At 63.9% G+C, this 16,043-nt stretch carries 12 protein-coding genes; 6 read left to right on the forward strand and 6 right to left on the reverse strand.

What is annotated here, in order from left to right; all coding sequences use genetic code 11:
* Positions 1-322 precede the first annotated feature (322 nt).
* On the forward strand, positions 323-1,108 hold the full coding sequence (locus ACTHJ1_RS01670; protein ID WP_440186766.1) for a DODA-type extradiol aromatic ring-opening family dioxygenase: 786 nt from the start codon (positions 323-325) through the stop codon (positions 1,106-1,108).
* Between the two features lie 62 nt (positions 1,109-1,170).
* Here the strand turns inward: ACTHJ1_RS01670 and acnA are convergent, their stop codons facing one another.
* A complete protein-coding gene (gene acnA / locus ACTHJ1_RS01675; RefSeq protein WP_440186768.1) occupies positions 1,171-3,873 on the reverse strand; it encodes an aconitate hydratase AcnA in 2,703 nt (900 codons plus the stop codon).
* A gap of 353 nt (positions 3,874-4,226) precedes the next feature.
* On the opposite strand from acnA, the gene ACTHJ1_RS01680 reads away from it, so the two are divergent.
* Genes ACTHJ1_RS01680 through ACTHJ1_RS01690 form a run of 3 tightly spaced genes read left to right on the forward strand, consistent with a single transcriptional unit; the run spans position 4,227 to position 7,591 of the window.
* Entirely contained in the window at positions 4,227-5,522 is a 1,296-nt protein-coding gene (locus ACTHJ1_RS01680) for an MFS transporter (RefSeq protein ID WP_440186770.1), read from the forward strand.
* Positions 5,523-5,565: 43 nt separating this feature from the next.
* On the forward strand, positions 5,566-6,276 hold the full coding sequence (locus tag ACTHJ1_RS01685; protein ID WP_440186772.1) for a helix-turn-helix domain-containing protein: 711 nt from the start codon (positions 5,566-5,568) through the stop codon (positions 6,274-6,276).
* A 43-nt stretch (positions 6,277-6,319) separates the two neighbouring features.
* Positions 6,320-7,591: an NAD(P)/FAD-dependent oxidoreductase gene (locus ACTHJ1_RS01690; protein WP_440186774.1), complete on the forward strand. Its 1,272-nt coding sequence runs from the start codon at positions 6,320-6,322 to the stop codon at positions 7,589-7,591.
* Positions 7,592-7,604: 13 nt separating this feature from the next.
* On the opposite strand, the gene ACTHJ1_RS01695 is transcribed toward ACTHJ1_RS01690, so the two are convergent.
* The 3 genes from ACTHJ1_RS01695 to argA form a co-directional block, all read right to left on the reverse strand.
* Positions 7,605-8,186, reverse strand: a complete 582-nt coding sequence (locus tag ACTHJ1_RS01695) for a transglycosylase SLT domain-containing protein (protein WP_440186776.1) — start codon at positions 8,184-8,186, stop codon at positions 7,605-7,607.
* A 122-nt stretch (positions 8,187-8,308) separates the two neighbouring features.
* Positions 8,309-8,581 (reverse strand): oxidative damage protection protein, encoded by a 273-nt coding sequence (locus tag ACTHJ1_RS01700; protein WP_440186778.1) that lies wholly within the window; start codon positions 8,579-8,581, stop codon positions 8,309-8,311.
* Between the two features lie 105 nt (positions 8,582-8,686).
* Entirely contained in the window at positions 8,687-10,048 is a 1,362-nt protein-coding gene (argA, locus tag ACTHJ1_RS01705; RefSeq protein ID WP_440186780.1) for an amino-acid N-acetyltransferase, read from the reverse strand.
* A 166-nt stretch (positions 10,049-10,214) separates the two neighbouring features.
* Here argA and hrpA point away from each other — a divergent pair, with 166 nt between their 5' ends.
* A complete protein-coding gene (gene hrpA / locus ACTHJ1_RS01710; RefSeq protein WP_440186814.1) occupies positions 10,215-14,111 on the forward strand; it encodes an ATP-dependent RNA helicase HrpA in 3,897 nt (1,298 codons plus the stop codon).
* A 24-nt stretch (positions 14,112-14,135) separates the two neighbouring features.
* On the opposite strand, the gene ACTHJ1_RS01715 is transcribed toward hrpA, so the two are convergent.
* Positions 14,136-14,318 carry a hypothetical protein gene (locus tag ACTHJ1_RS01715; RefSeq protein WP_440186782.1) on the reverse strand — a complete coding sequence of 61 codons (183 nt, stop codon included), beginning with the start codon at positions 14,316-14,318 and terminating at the stop codon, positions 14,136-14,138.
* 309 nt (positions 14,319-14,627) lie between these two features.
* On the opposite strand from ACTHJ1_RS01715, the gene ACTHJ1_RS01720 reads away from it, so the two are divergent.
* The gene (locus ACTHJ1_RS01720; RefSeq protein ID WP_440186784.1) at positions 14,628-15,044 is read left to right on the forward strand and encodes a transcriptional regulator; all 417 of its coding nucleotides are present in this window, start codon (positions 14,628-14,630) and stop codon (positions 15,042-15,044) included.
* Positions 15,045-15,107: 63 nt separating this feature from the next.
* On the opposite strand, the gene lpxO is transcribed toward ACTHJ1_RS01720, so the two are convergent.
* The gene (lpxO, locus tag ACTHJ1_RS01725; RefSeq protein WP_440186786.1) at positions 15,108-16,007 is read right to left on the reverse strand and encodes a lipid A hydroxylase LpxO; all 900 of its coding nucleotides are present in this window, start codon (positions 16,005-16,007) and stop codon (positions 15,108-15,110) included.
* Positions 16,008-16,043 lie beyond the last annotated feature (36 nt).

Genomic DNA, 16,043 nt, shown 5'->3' on the forward strand with positions numbered 1-16,043 from the left:
TTGCCGCTGTTCGCGACGTCCTTGTCGAACGTGTACACCGTGAGCCCTTCCGAGTTGACCAGCATCCCGTTGCGCATCGCGAGCGGCGGCGCGGCGCCTTGCGGGGCCGAGGCGCACGCGGCCAGCAGCAGCGCGGCGGAAACGGTGGCGATCGATGCGAACTTCCTCATGCACTTCTCCTTCGTGGTTGAACGGCTCTCGCCACCATGAACACCGTACATGCCTCATCTATTCCATTCAATTCGGCGCAACGCTGAATTCAGCGCAGTTGTTCACGCGCGCGCACGCCGCGGCGGACAATGAACGCACCAGGAGAACTTCCATGCGCATGCCTTCCCTCTTCATCTCGCACGGCTCGCCGACGTTTGCCATCGACCCGGGCCAGGCCGGGCCGCTGCTCACGCAGCTGGGGCGCACGCTGCCGCGCCCCGAGGCGGTGCTCGTGTTGTCGCCGCACTGGATGACGCGCGGCCTGGCCGTGTCCACCCGCGAACAGCAGGTGGCCTGGCACGACTTCGGCGGCTTTCCCGAGGTGCTCTATCAGCTGCAGTATTCCGCGCCCGGGTCGCCGGCGCTGGCAGGGCGCACGCGCCAAGTTCTGGCCGACGCCGGTTTGTCCTCGGCCGAAGATCCGCGCCGGCCGCTCGATCACGGTGCCTGGGTGCCGCTGCGTTATCTCTATCCGGACGCCGACGTGCCTGTGGTCCAGCTCGCGCTGGACGCCGGCCGCGACGCTGCGGCGCAATACGAGCTCGGACGCGCTCTGGCGCCGCTGCGCGACGAAGGCATTCTGATCATCGGCTCGGGGTCGCTCACGCACAATCTGCACGACGTGGCCCGCGACGGCGCGCCGCCGGCGAGCTATGTGAAGCCTTTCCAGGATTGGTACGCCGAGCGCCTGCAGGCGGGGCGCCTGGACGAACTGCTGCAATGGCAGTTCGACGCGCCCGGCGCCCATCGCGCGCACCCGCACGACGATCACCTCATGCCGCTATACGTGGCCTTGGGAGCTGGCAACGGCGACCCGGCGCAGCGGCTGAACGACGAGATCAGCTACGGCGCCTTGGCGATGGACGCCTACGCATTCGGCGCGACTGCGGCGCACTGAATGAAAAACGCCGCGCAATGCGCGGCGTTTTGGTTTTGCACGATCTATTCGGCCTTGAGCGATCAAGCCGCCAGTAGCTGACGCAGCACAAAAGGCAGAATGCCGCCGTGCTTGTAGTAGTCGACTTCGATCGGCGTATCGATGCGCAGCAGCAAGGTCACGTCCTGCTTGCTGCCGTCAGGGCGATGGATGGTCAGCGTCACGTTCTGCATGGGCTTGATGCCTTGCTCCAGCCCGGAGATATCGAAGGTCTCTTTGCCGGTGATGCCCAGGCTTTCCACGCTGTCGTTGCCCTTGAACTGCAGCGGCAGCACGCCCATGCCCACCAGATTGCTGCGGTGAATGCGCTCGAAACTGCGGGTAATGACCGCCTTCACGCCCAGCAGCTGCGTGCCCTTGGCAGCCCAGTCGCGCGAGGAACCCGTGCCGTATTCCTCGCCGCCGAACACCACGCTGGGCGTGCCCTGCGCGACATACTTCATCGCCGCGTCGTAGATCGACATTTGCTCGCCGCTGGGCTGGAACAGCGTGTCGCCGCCCTCGAAGCGGCTGCCGTCGGCACGAGGCGGAATCATCAGGTTCTTGATGCGCACGTTGGCGAACGTGCCGCGCATCATGATCTCGTGATTGCCGCGGCGCGAACCGTAGCTGTTGAAGTCGGCCTTGAGCACGCCGTGATCCTTGAGCCACTTGCCTGCCGGCGAGGACTCCTTGATGGAGCCGGCCGGCGATATGTGGTCGGTGGTGACCGAGTCGCCGAAAATGCCTAGCGCGCGTGCGCCCTTGACCGTGGGCATGGCGCCCGGCGTCATGCCGAAGTCGTCGAAGAAGGGCGGCTCGGCGATGTAGGTGGACTCGGGCCAGTCGTAGGTCTCGCCCTTGACGCCCTTGATGTTCTCCCACAGCTTGCCCGGCTTGGTCTTGACCTGGCCATAGTTGTCGCGGAAGGCGTTCGGGTCCATGGCGAACTTGAGCAGGTCGTCGATCTCTTTCGTGGTGGGCCAGATATCGCCCAGCCAGACATCGCCCTTTTTGCCTTTGCCCACGGGCTCGGTCATCAGGTCCTTGAGCACGGTGCCGGCGATGGCGTAGGCCACCACCAGCGGCGGCGAGGCCAGGAAGTTGGCCTTGATGTTGGGGTGGATGCGCGCCTCGAAGTTGCGGTTGCCCGACAGCACGGCCGCGCACACCAGGTCGTTGGACGTGATGGCTTCGTTCAGGTCGGCCGTAAGATCGCCGGCATTGCCGATGCAGGTGGTGCACCCGTACGCCGCCACGTCGAAGCCAAGTTTGTCCAGATAGGGCAGCAGGCCGGTCTTGGTCAGATAGTTGGTGACCACGCGCGACCCCGGGGCTAACGAGGTCTTGATGTGCTTGGGCACTTTCAGGCCTGCTTCCACCGACTTCTTGGCCAAGAGGCCCGCCGCCAGCAGCACGCTGGGGTTGGACGTGTTGGTGCAGGAGGTGATGGCGGCGATCAGGATGTCGCCGTTCTTGATCTTGGTGCCGGCGCTGGTGGTGAAAGTCTGGTCCAGTTTGGCGGCCGGCTGGTTGAAGCCGTTTTCGGCGATCGGCTTGGAGAACAGCGCGGCGAAGGTCTTTTTAAGATTGCCGATTTCGATGCGGTCTTGCGGGCGCTTGGGGCCCGCGAGCGACGGCGCGACCGTGGCCAGGTCCAGCGTGAGCAGTTTGGTGAAATGGATGTCTTTGGCCTTGGGCACGCCGAACATCTTTTGCGCCTTGAAATACGCCTCGAAGGCGGCGATCTCTTCCTCGGTGCGGCCCGTGCCCCTGAAGTAATCGATGGTGCGATCGTCGACCGGGAAGAAGCCCATGGTGGCGCCGTATTCGGGCGCCATATTGCCGATGGTGGCGCGGTCGGTCACCGACAGGCTTGCCGTGCCTTCGCCGCAGAACTCGACGAACTTGCCTACCACTTTTTCCTTGCGCAGCATCTCGGTGATGGTAAGCACCAGGTCGGTGGCGGTGACGCCGCCGCGCAGCTTGCCTTTCAGTTCCACGCCCACCACATCGGGCGTGAGGAAATACACCGGTTGGCCCAGCATGCCGGCCTCGGCTTCGATGCCGCCCACGCCCCAGCCCACCACGCCGATGCCGTTGATCATGGTGGTGTGGCTGTCGGTGCCCACCAGCGAGTCGGGGTAATAGACCCCGTCTTGCGTGTGATGCACGCCGCGCGCGAGGTATTCCAGATTGACCTGGTGCACGATGCCGAATCCCGGCGGCACGACGCCGAAGGTATCGAAAGCCTGCATGCCCCATTTCATGAACTGGTAGCGCTCTTGATTGCGCTGAAATTCCAGCTTCATGTTCAGGTCGAGCGCGTCGTGGGTGCCGTAGTAGTCGATCATCACCGAGTGATCGACCACCAGATCCACCGGCACCAGCGGTTCGATGAGCTTGGGGCTCTTGCTCATTTTTTCGGCCACCGAACGCATGGCGGCGATGTCGGCCAGCAGCGGCACGCCGGTAAAGTCCTGCAGGACCACGCGGGCGACCACGAAGGGGATCTCGTCTTCGCGTCTGGCATTGGGCGCCCAGTTGGCCAACTGGCGCACGTGTTCTTCGGAAACCTTCTTGCCGTCGCAATTGCGCAGCACCGATTCGAGCACGATGCGGATCGATAGCGGCAGCTTCTGCACGTCAACGCCCAGGGCCTTGCCCAGAGCCGGCAGCGAATGAAATTGGCCGGTTTTCTTGCCTATCTTGAATGTCTTGAGCGTACCCAGGGTGTCGTGCTGCATGTTGGCTCCTTGCTAGGTTGGAATCGAAGGGCGAAGTTCATTTTCCGGCGTTTTGCTGCACTTGGCTAGAACGGACGGGAGCCCGTGGCGCGCAGCCGGCGCGGCGCGGTCGACAAAGCGGGATCTGGGAGGCGAGCAGGGCCGGCTTTTCGCCGTTCCTGCGTCGCCGCGCTTGCCGAACCGTTTTTCTTCCTTTGTTGAATTTCACTTTTACGGCAATTTTTTCTTAAATATGCTGTTTATTTTCACATAAGTGAAATTACTAATATCGATCGACCTCATAGGTGGCCAGAATTTCAGGCAGATTGCCGACTTGTATGGCCGGCGCGCTCCCTAAACTCAGAGGTCGAACCATGAACACCACCAAGCTCGACGTTTTTCCGGCGCACCTGGCCGCGGGCCGGCGCAGCCATTGGCGCGACGTCGTCGCCGCCAATTTCGGCACTTTCTTCGAATGGTTCGACTTGCTGGTGTACGCGATGTTTGCGATCACCATCTCGCGCCTGTTCTTCCCGCAGGACGATGCGCAGTCGGCGCTGCTGTTCAGCCTGATGACCTTCGCCAGTTCCTTCCTCATCCGTCCGGTCGGCGCGGTGGTGCTGGGCATCATGGCGGACAAGGTCGGGCGCCGCGCCACGCTGTCTTTCGCCGCCCTGCTCATGCTGGCCGGCACGGCGCTCATCGCCGTCGTGCCGACCTACCAGACCATAGGCGTTGCGGCGCCGGCGCTGCTCGTCCTGGGCCGTCTGTTGCAGGGCTTTTCCGTGGGCGGCGAATTCGGCTGCGCCAATTCGTACCTGACCGAACAGAGCGAGGGCAGAAAGGCGTTCTTCGCGAGCATGCAGTTCTCGACATCGGGGCTGGCAGTGGTCACCGCTTCCGTGTTTGCCTACGTCTGCAATCACTTCCTGACGCCCGAACAGATCAACAGTTGGGGTTGGCGGCTGCCGTTCGTGTTCGGCTGCCTGATCGGGCCGGTAGGTCTGTACATCCGGCTCAAGATCGAGGAGACGGCCGATTTCGAGTCGGTCAAGCGAGACGGCCTGGCGCACAATCCGCTGGGCGAGACGTTCAGATCGCACAAGCGTTTCGTGCTGATTGGCGCGGTCGTGTGCGCCGCCGGCGTGGTGGCCAGCTTCCTGAATCTGTACATGCCGACATTCGCCATCAACAACCTGGGCCTTTCCAAAGACTCGGCCTTCACCGCGTCCATCTTCAGCGGACTGGTCAGCACCATCGTGCCTTTCTTCGGCGGCGCCGCGGCCGACCGGCTGGGCACGGTGAAGGTGATGCGCGTAGCGCTCGTGCTCGGGGTCATCCTCGTCTTCCCGCTGTTCACCCTGCTCACGCACTCGCCTTCGCTGCTGACGCTCGCCATCTTCCAGTGCACGCTATCGGCAGTCTTCTACAGCTTCTACTATGCCCCGGTCGGTTCGCTGCTCTCGCAGCTCTTTACCGCTTCGTGCCGCACCACCGGCGTGTCCATCGCCTATGTAATCGCCCAGACGTTTTTCGGCGGCATCACGCCGCTCGTCGTCGGGCTCATGATCAAGGCGACGGGCAGCATCATGGCTCCTGCCTACTACGTCGTGATCGTCGCCGTGTTCGCGTTGGTCGCGCTCCATGCAAGCCGCCGCCATGTGAAGTAAGGTAAGCGCGATCCTTTGCCTGCCTGAAAAGCACAGCCCGCCCATGTCACAAAAGCCCAAGACCGCAAAGAGCGCGATGCCGCCCGCCGTCACGAACGCTTCCAGGCGGGACGATTCATACGACGGTATCGCGGCCGATGCCGCGGCCAACGACGGCCGAGCCGGCGTCGCCGACGGCGACAGGGAACTGGGCGCGCGCTTGCGCGCCATCCGCTCCGAGCGCAAGCTCACGCTGAAGGATCTTGCCGCGCGCACCAATATGTCTATCGGCATGCTCAGCCAGATCGAGCGCGGCGTCAGCTCGCCGTCGATGCGGTCGTTGCGGCAGCTCTGCATCGCGCTGGGCATCGACGGCGCCGCGCTCTTCGTATCGAACGCCTCGCCGTGCGCAAGCGCTGCGTCGCAGGTCTCGAGCGAATTTGCAGTGCTGGCCGCGCAGCGCAAGGCCCTGCGTCTGGCGGACTCGGGCGTGACGAAATACCGCGTCACGCCTGCCAACTGCGCTTCGCTCGAAGCCTTTCTGATAGAACTGGAGCCCGGAGCCGCCTCCGACCCGAGCCTGTCGGTGCAAACCGGCGACAAGATCGCCTACGTGCTGGAAGGCAGGTTGCGCGTGGCTATCGACGAGGTCGTGCTGACCCTCGAACCGGGCGATACCTATGGTTTTACCGGCAGCCGCAAATACCGCTGGGAAAACGCCTGGGACAAGAAAACGGTCTTCATGGTCGTCAACAGCAATCACTTCTACGTCTGAGCACAGGGTGCGCAGGCGGTCGTCGCTTGCGCATGGATGAAATATGCCGAGCAGTCTTCCCCAACGCGTCGACGTCGCCGTGATCGGCGGCGGCATCATCGGCATCAGCACGGCATGGGCGCTGGCCAAGGCCGGCGTGCGGGTGGCGGTATTCGAGAAGGGCGTGATCGCCGGCGAGCAGTCGTCGCGCAACTGGGGGTGGATCCGCACCGTCGGGCGCGACCACAAAGAACTGCCGCTCGCGCTGCACGCCATCGATCTCTGGCAAGAGATCCAGGCGCAGCGCGATGTCGGCTACCGGCAGACCGGCCTGGCCTATCTCGCCGAGAACGAACACGACATGGCCGGCCATCGCGCCTGGCTGGATAAAGCGCGGCCGCTGGGGGTGCCCGCCGAGCTGATTCCGCGCGACGGCCTGCGCGCGCTGCTGGCGAGCGCGACGACGCGCCCGTGGGCAGGCGCCTTGTACAGCCGCATCGACGGCGTGGCCGAACCCGATCGCGCTACCCGCGCGATTGCCGACTTGGCCGTGCAGGCGGGTGCTCAGGTCTTCGAGAACACGGCGGCGCGTTGTCTGGACACCAAGGCCGGTCGTGCGGCCGGCGTGGTCACCGAGCGGGGTGTCGTCGCGGCGGGGGCTGTAGTGCTGGCCGGCGGCGCATGGTCGCGCCTCTTCTGCGGCAATGTCGGCGTCGAGTTTCCTCAGTTGAAAGTCCATGCGTCCGTGCTGCGCACCGCGCCCCTGGAAACCGGGCTGGACATGGCGGTCAACGGCAAGGACTTCACGGTGCGCAAGCGTGCCGACGGCGGCTACAGCGTGTCGCAACTGGGCGCCTCCGTCGCCGACCTCACGCCCGACAGCATCCGCCTATGTCGTCAGTTCCTCGCGGCATGGATGTCTGAAAAAAAATATCTGAAGCTGCGCCTGGGCAGACGATTTTTCGACGAGCTGATGATGCCTGTCCGTTTCGGGCCGGACGCGCCGACGCCTTTCGAGCGTCATCGCATTCTCGACCCCGCACCGCGGATGAAAACAATAGGCACCGCGTTGGATAAACTCAAACAGGCCTTTCCGGCCTTTGCCTCGGCGCAGATCGCGCATGCCTGGGCGGGTTTTATCGATGTCACACCCGATGCGATCCCCGTCATGTCGCCGGTCGACGGGCTTGCCGGCTTCTTCCTGGCATCCGGTTTTTCCGGCCACGGATTCGGCATCGGTCCGGCTGCGGGAGTCCTGATGGCCGATCTGGTGCAAGGCAGAACGCCGGTCGTGGACCCGCACCATTTCAGGCTGTCCCGGTATTTCGGGGGCTGAGCGTTCGCCTGCGTCAGGGGCAGTAGCGATATTGGGCGGCAAAGCGGCTGGCGCGGGCCTGTACGATGCGGGCCACCCGCGTCAGCCATGCCTTGCTCTTGTAGGTGCCGCGCCGATAGCCCGTCCAGCCTTCGTGGTAGCTCAAATACTGGTCGTAGGCGTCGCTGAAGGGCACACCGGTCAGACGCCGCGTCTTGGTCATGTACCAGCCCATGAAATCCATCGAGTCCGAAAAATTGTCTCGACTGACGAACCACGCGCCGGTCTCGCGCTTGTAGTCCGCCCAGGTGTTGTCTTCGGCTTGAGCGTAACCATAGGCCGACGTCACCCTGCCCCAGGGAATGAGACCCAGGAAGTAGTTACGCGGCGGCCGCGCTTCGGCGCGAAAGGTGGACTCCTGGTACATGATGGCGAAGGGCACGGGCACGGGGATGCCCCATTTGTCGCGCGCCTTGATGGCGGCGTCGTGCCAGGCGGGTTTTTCGCGAAAGATCGCGCAGAGATTTTCGAGATCGCGAGGGCGTGTGGTGTCGGTGGTGGCGCAACCGCCCAGCAAAAGCAGCAGCGGCACCAGAAACAACAGCAGACCTCGCATATCGCGTTTCCCTTTCCTGGGGGAGTGAATGATGCGAGGATTTTAAGCGTATCTTGCTAAATGTGATCAATTGCGACAGCGGAAGCAATGTCCCGTCATGCATTTCTGCAATCGATGCGTGCTCAAGCCGACGGCGGCACGAACCCCTGCGCTTCGACGCTGCCGTCTTCGAACAGGAATTTTTCCATCTGCTGCTGCAGATACTTGCGCGCGCGCGCATCGGCCAGATTGAGCCGGTTCTCGTTGACCAGACGCGTCTGCACTTGCTTCCACTCTTCCCAGGCGTCTTTCGAGACTTCGCGCCAGATGCGCGCGCCCAGCTCACCGGGGTAGGGCGGGAAATCCAGCCCTTCGGCTTCGCGCTTGAGTTTCACACAGTTGATCGTACGGGCCATGATTTGCCGCCATTGAATGTTGAAAGAGATGATCGATTTTAGCCTGCCCGGAAAACGCAAAACCCTGCGCTGGGCAGGGCTTTGCGGCATGCGGAAACGGCTGCGTCAGAGCTTCTTGATGAAGATCATGCTGTTGCGCGACCGGTTGTAGTGCTGCTGCTTGGCATGCGGCAGATCCGAAATGCCGCCCTGCACGAACCCGCGTTTGATGAACCAGTGCGAGGTGCGCGTAGTCAGCACGAAGATGCGTTTCATGCCGATCGCGCGGGCGCGGCTCTCCATGTGACGCAGCAGTATCTCGCCCTCGCCCGTGCCTTGCCATTCCGGGTTGACGATCAGGCAGGCCATCTCGGCCATCAGTTCGTCTTTGTACGGATACAGTGCCGCGCAGCCGTAGATCACGCCGTCGTGCTCGAGCACCGTGAAGCATTCCACATCGCGTTCGATCACGCTGCGCGGGCGCGGCACCAGCGTGCCGTCCGCCTCCAGCGGCTCGATCAGACTGAGAATGGCGCCCACGTCGTCGATGGTGGCCGCGCGCAGATCGTCCAGCGTGTCCTCGACCACCATGGTGCCCACGCCGTCGTGGGTGAAGATCTCCAGCAGCACGCTGCCGTCTTGGCCGTATGGCACCAAATGGGCGCGGGCCACGCCGCGCTTGACCGACAGCGACGCGTGACGCAAGTAGAAAGCGGTTTCGTCGTCCAGCTCGCCGCGTTCGAGCAAGGCATCGGCGTCGGCGCGGGCCAGCTCGGTATCGACCGCGCCTTCTTCGTCGAGCACGCCGGGAGAATCGGTCAGAAAAATGAGTTTTTCGGCGCGCAGCGAGACGGCCACGCTGGTAGCCAGGTCGGCCATGGCCAGATTGAACGCGTCGCCCGTGGGCGAAAAGCCCAGCGGCGAGAGCAGCACGACCGCCGAGCCGCGCTCGATGGCGAACTTGATCGATTCGGTGTCTATCTTGCGCACCAGGCCGGTGTGCAGATAGTCGACGCCGTCGATCACGCCGGCCGGGCGGGCCGTGACGAAGTTGCCCGACACCACACGGATGTGCGAGCCCGACATGGGCGTGTTCGGCAGTCCCTGGCTGAATGCGGCCTCGATGTCCAGGCGGATCTCGCCGGCGGCCTCTTTGGCGCACTCCAGCGCCGCGGCGCCGGTCGGCTCCAGTCCGCGGCTGAACTGCATGTCGTAGCCCTTCAGGCGCAGCTGCTCGTTGACCTGCGGCAGCGAGCCGTGCACCAGCACCAGGCGTATGCCCAGCGCCGACAGCAGGGAGAGATCCTGCACCAGGACGCTCAGGGCGCCGTCGCGAACCAGTTCGCCGCCGAAAGCCACCACGAAAGTCCTGCCGCGGAAGGCATGGACATAAGGCGCGACTTCCCGGAACCATCGGACGAACTGGGCGGGAGAGGATTCGGCGGCTTCCAGGGCGGAGTAGGTGTCGGGTTCCGGATCGGTGGGCATGGTGCGCGGGCGCGGTCGGGCAGATGAAGAAGGGCGGGCTGTCGCCCGCCGCCGGCGCCGTGATCGTGGCGCTGCGCGGAATTATAGGACCGCGGGGCCTCGGCTCGGGCCGAGGCGTTGCAGCGCGAAACCTATAATGTCGCGCAATACGCACAACGCCATTCCCATGTCCGAAGTTCCACGTCCGTCCGAGCGCGCCCCGCGCCGCGCCCGGGAGCCGCGCCCCGAACGCCCCATCCCCGAGATCACCTATCCCGAAGACCTGCCGGTCAGCGGCCGGCGCGAGGAGATCGCGCGCGCCATCGCGGCGAACCAGGTGGTGATACTTAGCGGCGAAACCGGCTCGGGCAAGACCACCCAGCTGCCCAAGATCTGCCTGGAAATGGGTCGCGGCCGGCGCCGCATGATCGGCCACACCCAGCCGCGCCGCCTGGCCGCGACGTCTGTGGCCAAGCGTATTGCGGAGGAACTGAACACGCCCATGGGCGAGGTGGTCGGCTATCAGGTCCGCTTCAACGACAGCACCGGTCCGAACGCATCGGTCAAGTTGATGACCGACGGCATCCTGCTGGCCGAGTCGCAGCGCGATCCGCTGCTAAAGCGCTACGACACCCTCATCATCGACGAAGCGCACGAGCGCAGCCTGAACATCGATTTTTTGCTCGGGTATTTAAAGCAGCTGCTGCCGCGCCGGCCGGACCTCAAGCTCATCATCACCTCGGCCACCATCGACGCCGAACGCTTTGCCTCGCACTTTGCCGCGGAATCGGGCGAACCCGCACCCGTGATAGCGGTATCGGGCCGTCTGCACCCGGTCGAACTGCGCTACCGCCCGGTGCAGCAGCCCCTGCCCGACGACCAGGCCGCCGCGCCGCAAAGAAAGGGCGCCAACGGCGAGCGGCTGTCGGGCGACGAGGAACGCGACCTGATCGACGCCATCGTCGACGCCGTGGACGAATGCGCGCGCCATGGCCCGGGCGACGTGCTGGTGTTCCTGCCCGGCGAGCGCGAAATCCGGGAATCGGCCGAGGCGCTACGCAAACACCATCCCGCGGGCACCGAGATCCTGCCGCTTTACGCCCGCCTGTCCCAGGCCGAGCAGGAGCAGATCTTCCGTCCCAGGGGCAATTCGCGGCGCGTGGTGCTGTCGACCAACGTGGCGGAAACGTCGCTCACGGTTCCGGGCATACGTTTCGTGGTCGACAGCGGCTTGGCGCGCGTCAAGCGCTATTCCTGGCGCAACAAGGTCGAGCAGCTGCGTATCGAGCCCATCAGCCGCGCTTCGGCCAACCAGCGCGCCGGCCGTTGCGGCCGCGTGGGGCCGGGCGTGTGCATCCGCCTGTACGACGAAGCCGACTTCAATGCGCGCGCCGCGTTCACCGATCCCGAAGTGCTGCGCTCGTCGCTGGCCTCGGTGATCCTGCGCATGAAGTCGCTGGGACTGGACGACATCGAGCGCTTTCCCTTCGTGGAAGCGCCGCCGGGCCGTGCGGTGGCCGACGGCTATCACCTGCTTCTGGAACTGGGAGCGATCGCGCTGGCGCGGGCCGATGACGATGACCCGGACGACGGCGCGCGCACGGGTGCGGCCTATGAACTGACGCACATCGGCCGCGAACTGGCCAAGTTGCCGGTCGACCCGCGCATCGGCCGCATGGTGCTGGCTGCGCGCGAACATCAGTGTCTGGCCGAGATGCTCGTCATTGCCTCGGCCCTCTCGGTACAGGATCCGCGCGACCGCCCCATGGCCGAGCGCGAGGCCGCCGAAGCCGCGCATGCCAAATTCAACGACGACAAGTCCGAGTTCGTCGGTTTTCTCAAACTGTGGCGCTGGTACGGCGAGCAGGTCAGGCACAAGCAATCGCAGCGCAAGCTGGTGGGCCAGCTGCGGCAGAGCTTCCTGTCGCCCATACGCCTGCGCGAATGGCACGACGTGCATACGCAATTGGCAGCGCTGGTGGGCGAACAGGGCTGGCGCGTGAATTCGGCCGAGGCCACCTACGAGCAATTGCATCTGGCGCTGCTGTCGGGTCTTCTGGGAAATATCGGCTTCAAGAGCGACGAGGGAAGCCATTACCAGGGCGCGCGCGATATTCGGTTTCACATTCATCCGGCCTCGAACCTGCAAAAGAAGGCGGGAAAGTGGATCATGGCCGCCGAGCTGGTCGAGACCACGCGACTGTATGCGCGCTGCGTGGCGCGTATCGAGCCCACGTGGATCGAACGCGTGGGCGGCCACCTGCTGCGCCGCAATTGGTCCGACCCGCGCTGGGAAAAAAAAGCCGGGCAGGTCGTGGCCAACGAGCGCGCCACCCTGTACGGTCTGCAGATCTATCACGGCCGGCGCGTGCATTACGGCCGCCTCAACCCCGGGCATGCGCGCGAACTGTTCATCCGCGAAGCCCTGGTGCCGGGTGAGATCGACACCAAGCTGCCCTTCGTCGCGCACAACCGCAAGCTCATCGCCAGCATCGAAAAGCTCGAGCACCAGTCGCGTCGCCCCGACATTCTGGTCGACGACGAACTCATCTACGGGTTCTATGACCAGCAGCTGCCCGAGGCCATCTCGCAAACCACCTCGCTCGAAAAGTGGGTGCAAGGCTTGGACAAGCCTGCTGCCGACAAGCTGCTGCTCACGCGCGATGCACTCATGCGCCACGAGGCGGCGGGTGTCACCACCGAGGTCTTTCCCAAGAAGGTGGAATGGCAGGGTGTTTCCATGGCGCTGGACTATCACTTCGAGCCCGGCTCACCCAAGGACGGCGTGACGCTGTCGGTGCCGCTCTTTGCGCTCAACCAGATCGACGCGCAGCGCTGCGAGTGGCTGGTGCCCGGCATGCTAAAGGAAAAGGTGCATCTGCTACTGAAGTCGCTGCCGCAGAAGCTGCGCCGACATTGCGTGCCGCTGCCCGACTATGCCGCCGGTTTCTACCAGCGCTGGTTCGAGAAGCTGGGCGATCCGCGGGAGAGCCTGGTCGAAGCGATCATCGCCGACATGTGGCGCCAGGTGCAGGTGCGTCCGGTCGCGGGTGACTTCAAGCTGGAAACCCTGCCTGCGCACCTGTTCATGAATTTTCGCGTGATCGACGAGCACGGCCGCATGCTGGCCGCCGGCCGCAACCTGGCCCAGCTCAAGGCAGAACTGGGCCGTCAGGCGCAAGCCAACTTCCAGCAGCTGGCCGCGCGCGACAACGAGGTGGCTCAGGCTCTGGCGCACGAAAAGCTTACCGGCTGGTCTTTCGGTCCCTTGCCCGAGATCATGGAGATCAAGCGCGGCGGCCGATCGGTCATCGGCTATCCGGCTCTGGTGGACAAGGGCGCGCATTGTGACCTGGACGTCTACGACGACCCCGACGAAGCGCGCAAGCACCATCGCGCGGGCCTGCTCAAACTGTTCCGCCTGGGCCTGCGCGAACAGGTGAAGTTCCTGGAAAAGAACCTCGCCGACCTCACCAGGATGAGCATGCTCTATATGCCCCTGGGGACGCTGGAAGAGCTGCGCGACCAGATCATCGACTGTGCCTTGGGCCAAGCTTGTCTGGCCGAGCCCTGGCCCGCCGATGCACAGCAGTTCGAGGCGCGGCGCAGCGAAGGCAAGGGCAGGCTGGGCCTGCTGGCGCAGGAAGCGGCGCGGCTGGCCGGCAACATTCTGACCGAATACGGCGCCTTGCAGCGCAAGCTGCCCCAGGCCAAGCCGCACGCGGCGGCCTACGCCGACCTGCAGCAGCAGCTGGGGGCGCTGATGCCCAAGTGGTTCGTGCGCGATATGCCGCACGCCCAGCTGGCGCACTACCCGCGCTACTTGAAGGCTGCCGTCGCGCGCATCGACAAACTGCGTTCCGATCCGGGTCGGGACGCCAAGCTGATGGCGGAGATGGCGCCGCTGCTGACGCAATACCAGCGCGCCCGTTCGGCCTTGAAAGGCGCGCCCGATCCTGCGTTGGACGAATTCCGTTGGCTGCTGGAGGAGCTGCGCGTGGCTCTGTTCGCGCAGGAGCTGCGCACGCCCATGCCGGTGTCGGTCAAGCGGCTCATGAAAACCTGGGAGGCGCTACGGCGTTAAGGGCATTTGCAGCGAGCGCGGCGTTCAATGAGGCGGGTGGTCGAGCAGAAGCCGCACGAGATCGTCCTCGTTCATGTCGAGCAGTCGCGCCGCGGATCGAGTCACCGTAGCGCTCAAGTCGGCCAGTGTCATGGCCTTGGAGGGAGATGATTGCACGGCCTCGTGCATGAGCTCCCAGACCAGGGCACGTGCTTTTGTGGCCTCCATGATCAGCGGCTCTCAATGCCATCGGCAAGGGCCCGGGCAATTCCCCGCGGTTCGATGGCGACCTCATCCCGTTCCGAATTGGCGACCATGTGTATGGCGCCGCGCGGGCTGGGTTCGCCGCTGACGCACCAATACTGCATGACTGTGCAGGACATGGTCATGCTACTGAAGCGGCATTTCATGAGTCGCGGTGTTCGCATGAGCCGGCGGCATTCATTCGATTTGAGGTGGCTGGATGGTAAACCCTATGGTTGTTTGCAACAACCATAGGGTTTACAAAAATCGGACCAATGCCTAGACACTTCGCCCATGCGATCTGTGGACGAAAAGCGGGAATTTGCCAGGCGCCTCAAGCAGGCGCTCAAGCTGGGGCCTAAGAAAATCGAAACACCGTCCGAGTTGGCCGCTCAGTTCGATCTGCTCGGCAAGCCCGTTACCGCCCAGGGGGCGCAAAAGTGGCTGGCGGGCATTGCAATGCCCACGCCTGACAAGATCGCCGTCCTGGCCAAGTGGCTGAATGTCTCGGAGAAGTGGCTGCGTTACGGCAGCACCGACGAAATCCAGCCGCCGCGTCGCGTCGTGACAATGCGCGAGCCGCATCAGCCTTCCGCGGCCGAGTGGGCGTTTCTGGAGCGACTGCGCCGCATGCCCGAGGCGCGGCGCAAACTGGTGGAAGACCTGGTCGAGCAGCTTTCCCTGGATGCGGAAATCTGGAAGCGATCCTGAGATTTCAAGGCAAAAAAACGCCCGTCGACAGAGAGTCGGCGGGCGTTTCGCTTATGCCGTTTCCTACAGCATGATGAAGCCGACGATGACCAGGAGAATGAGGAGATATTTCGTCGCCTTGTAGGCCGTACGGTTCCAGGCCTTGAAAGCCTTGCGCTTCTGCTCGAACAGCCAGTGGTAGTGCGTGAGCTTGTTGACCAGTCCGGTCTGGTCATCGGCATCGTTGGGCGAACTGGCGGCCGACATGAACACCTTGCTGAACCAGTGGTTGAACGCATCGGCCCAGCGCCACTTCAACGGCCGCTCGATGTCGCAGAACAGAATGATGCGATTGTTCTGCGTGGTGTTGTAGGCCTCGTGGATGTAGGTTTCGTCGAACACCACGCCTTGCCCGTCGCGCCAGCTATAGCGCTCGCCGTCGACGTCGATGTAGCAGCCGTCGTCGTTGGGCGTGATCAGCCCGAGGTGGTAGCGCAGCGAGCCGGAGTAGGGGTCGCGATGCTTGTTGAGCTGCCCGCCCGGCGGCAGCTCGGCGAACATTGCCGCTTTTACGCTGGGCAAGGTCTTGAGCAGCGCCACCGTCTTGGGGCAGAGCTGCTCGGCCGACGGATGGCGGGCGTCATACCACTTCAGGTAGAAGCGCTTCCAGCCGTACTTGAAGAACGAGTTGAAGCCGATGTCGTTGTTCTTCTCTGCGGCCTTGATGTGGCGCAATTCGGCCATCTGCAGCGCCTCGTCGCGAATCATCTCCCAGTTGTCCTCCAGCGCCTGCAGTTCGGGAAACTCGCGGCTGTTCAGGTAAGGCGTAGTGGGTACCCGAGAGGCCAGCACCATGAAGGCATTGATCGGCGCCAGGATCACCGAGTAATCGAGCAGCGCGCGCCCGAGCGGCATCCGCACGCGGCCGCGCAAATGGGCGTACAGGATGGAAACGATCCACAGGGCGGGAATAAGCCACTTCATGACAGGATTTGTGCAGAGGATAACCATACGATTGTA

This window comes from Bordetella sp. (assembly GCF_051960075.1).
In the GTDB taxonomy this organism is placed as follows: Bacteria; Pseudomonadota; Gammaproteobacteria; order Burkholderiales; family Burkholderiaceae_B; genus Bordetella.

Bases quoted from the DNA above. Each gene is read 5' to 3' on its own strand.
- ACTHJ1_RS01670 (WP_440186766.1), top strand. From the start codon at position 323: ATGCGCATGCCTTCCCTCTTCATCTCGCACGGCTCGCCGACGTTTGCC.
- acnA (WP_440186768.1), bottom strand. From the start codon at position 3,873: ATGCAGCACGACACCCTGGGTACGCTCAAGACATTCAAGATAGGCAAG.
- ACTHJ1_RS01680 (WP_440186770.1), top strand. From the start codon at position 4,227: ATGAACACCACCAAGCTCGACGTTTTTCCGGCGCACCTGGCCGCGGGC.
- ACTHJ1_RS01685 (WP_440186772.1), top strand. From the start codon at position 5,566: ATGTCACAAAAGCCCAAGACCGCAAAGAGCGCGATGCCGCCCGCCGTC.
- ACTHJ1_RS01690 (WP_440186774.1), top strand. From the start codon at position 6,320: ATGCCGAGCAGTCTTCCCCAACGCGTCGACGTCGCCGTGATCGGCGGC.
- ACTHJ1_RS01695 (WP_440186776.1), bottom strand. From the start codon at position 8,186: ATGCGAGGTCTGCTGTTGTTTCTGGTGCCGCTGCTGCTTTTGCTGGGC.
- ACTHJ1_RS01700 (WP_440186778.1), bottom strand. From the start codon at position 8,581: ATGGCCCGTACGATCAACTGTGTGAAACTCAAGCGCGAAGCCGAAGGG.
- argA (WP_440186780.1), bottom strand. From the start codon at position 10,048: ATGCCCACCGATCCGGAACCCGACACCTACTCCGCCCTGGAAGCCGCC.
- hrpA (WP_440186814.1), top strand. From the start codon at position 10,215: ATGTCCGAAGTTCCACGTCCGTCCGAGCGCGCCCCGCGCCGCGCCCGG.
- ACTHJ1_RS01715 (WP_440186782.1), bottom strand. From the start codon at position 14,318: ATGGAGGCCACAAAAGCACGTGCCCTGGTCTGGGAGCTCATGCACGAG.
- ACTHJ1_RS01720 (WP_440186784.1), top strand. From the start codon at position 14,628: ATGCGATCTGTGGACGAAAAGCGGGAATTTGCCAGGCGCCTCAAGCAG.
- lpxO (WP_440186786.1), bottom strand. From the start codon at position 16,007: ATGAAGTGGCTTATTCCCGCCCTGTGGATCGTTTCCATCCTGTACGCC.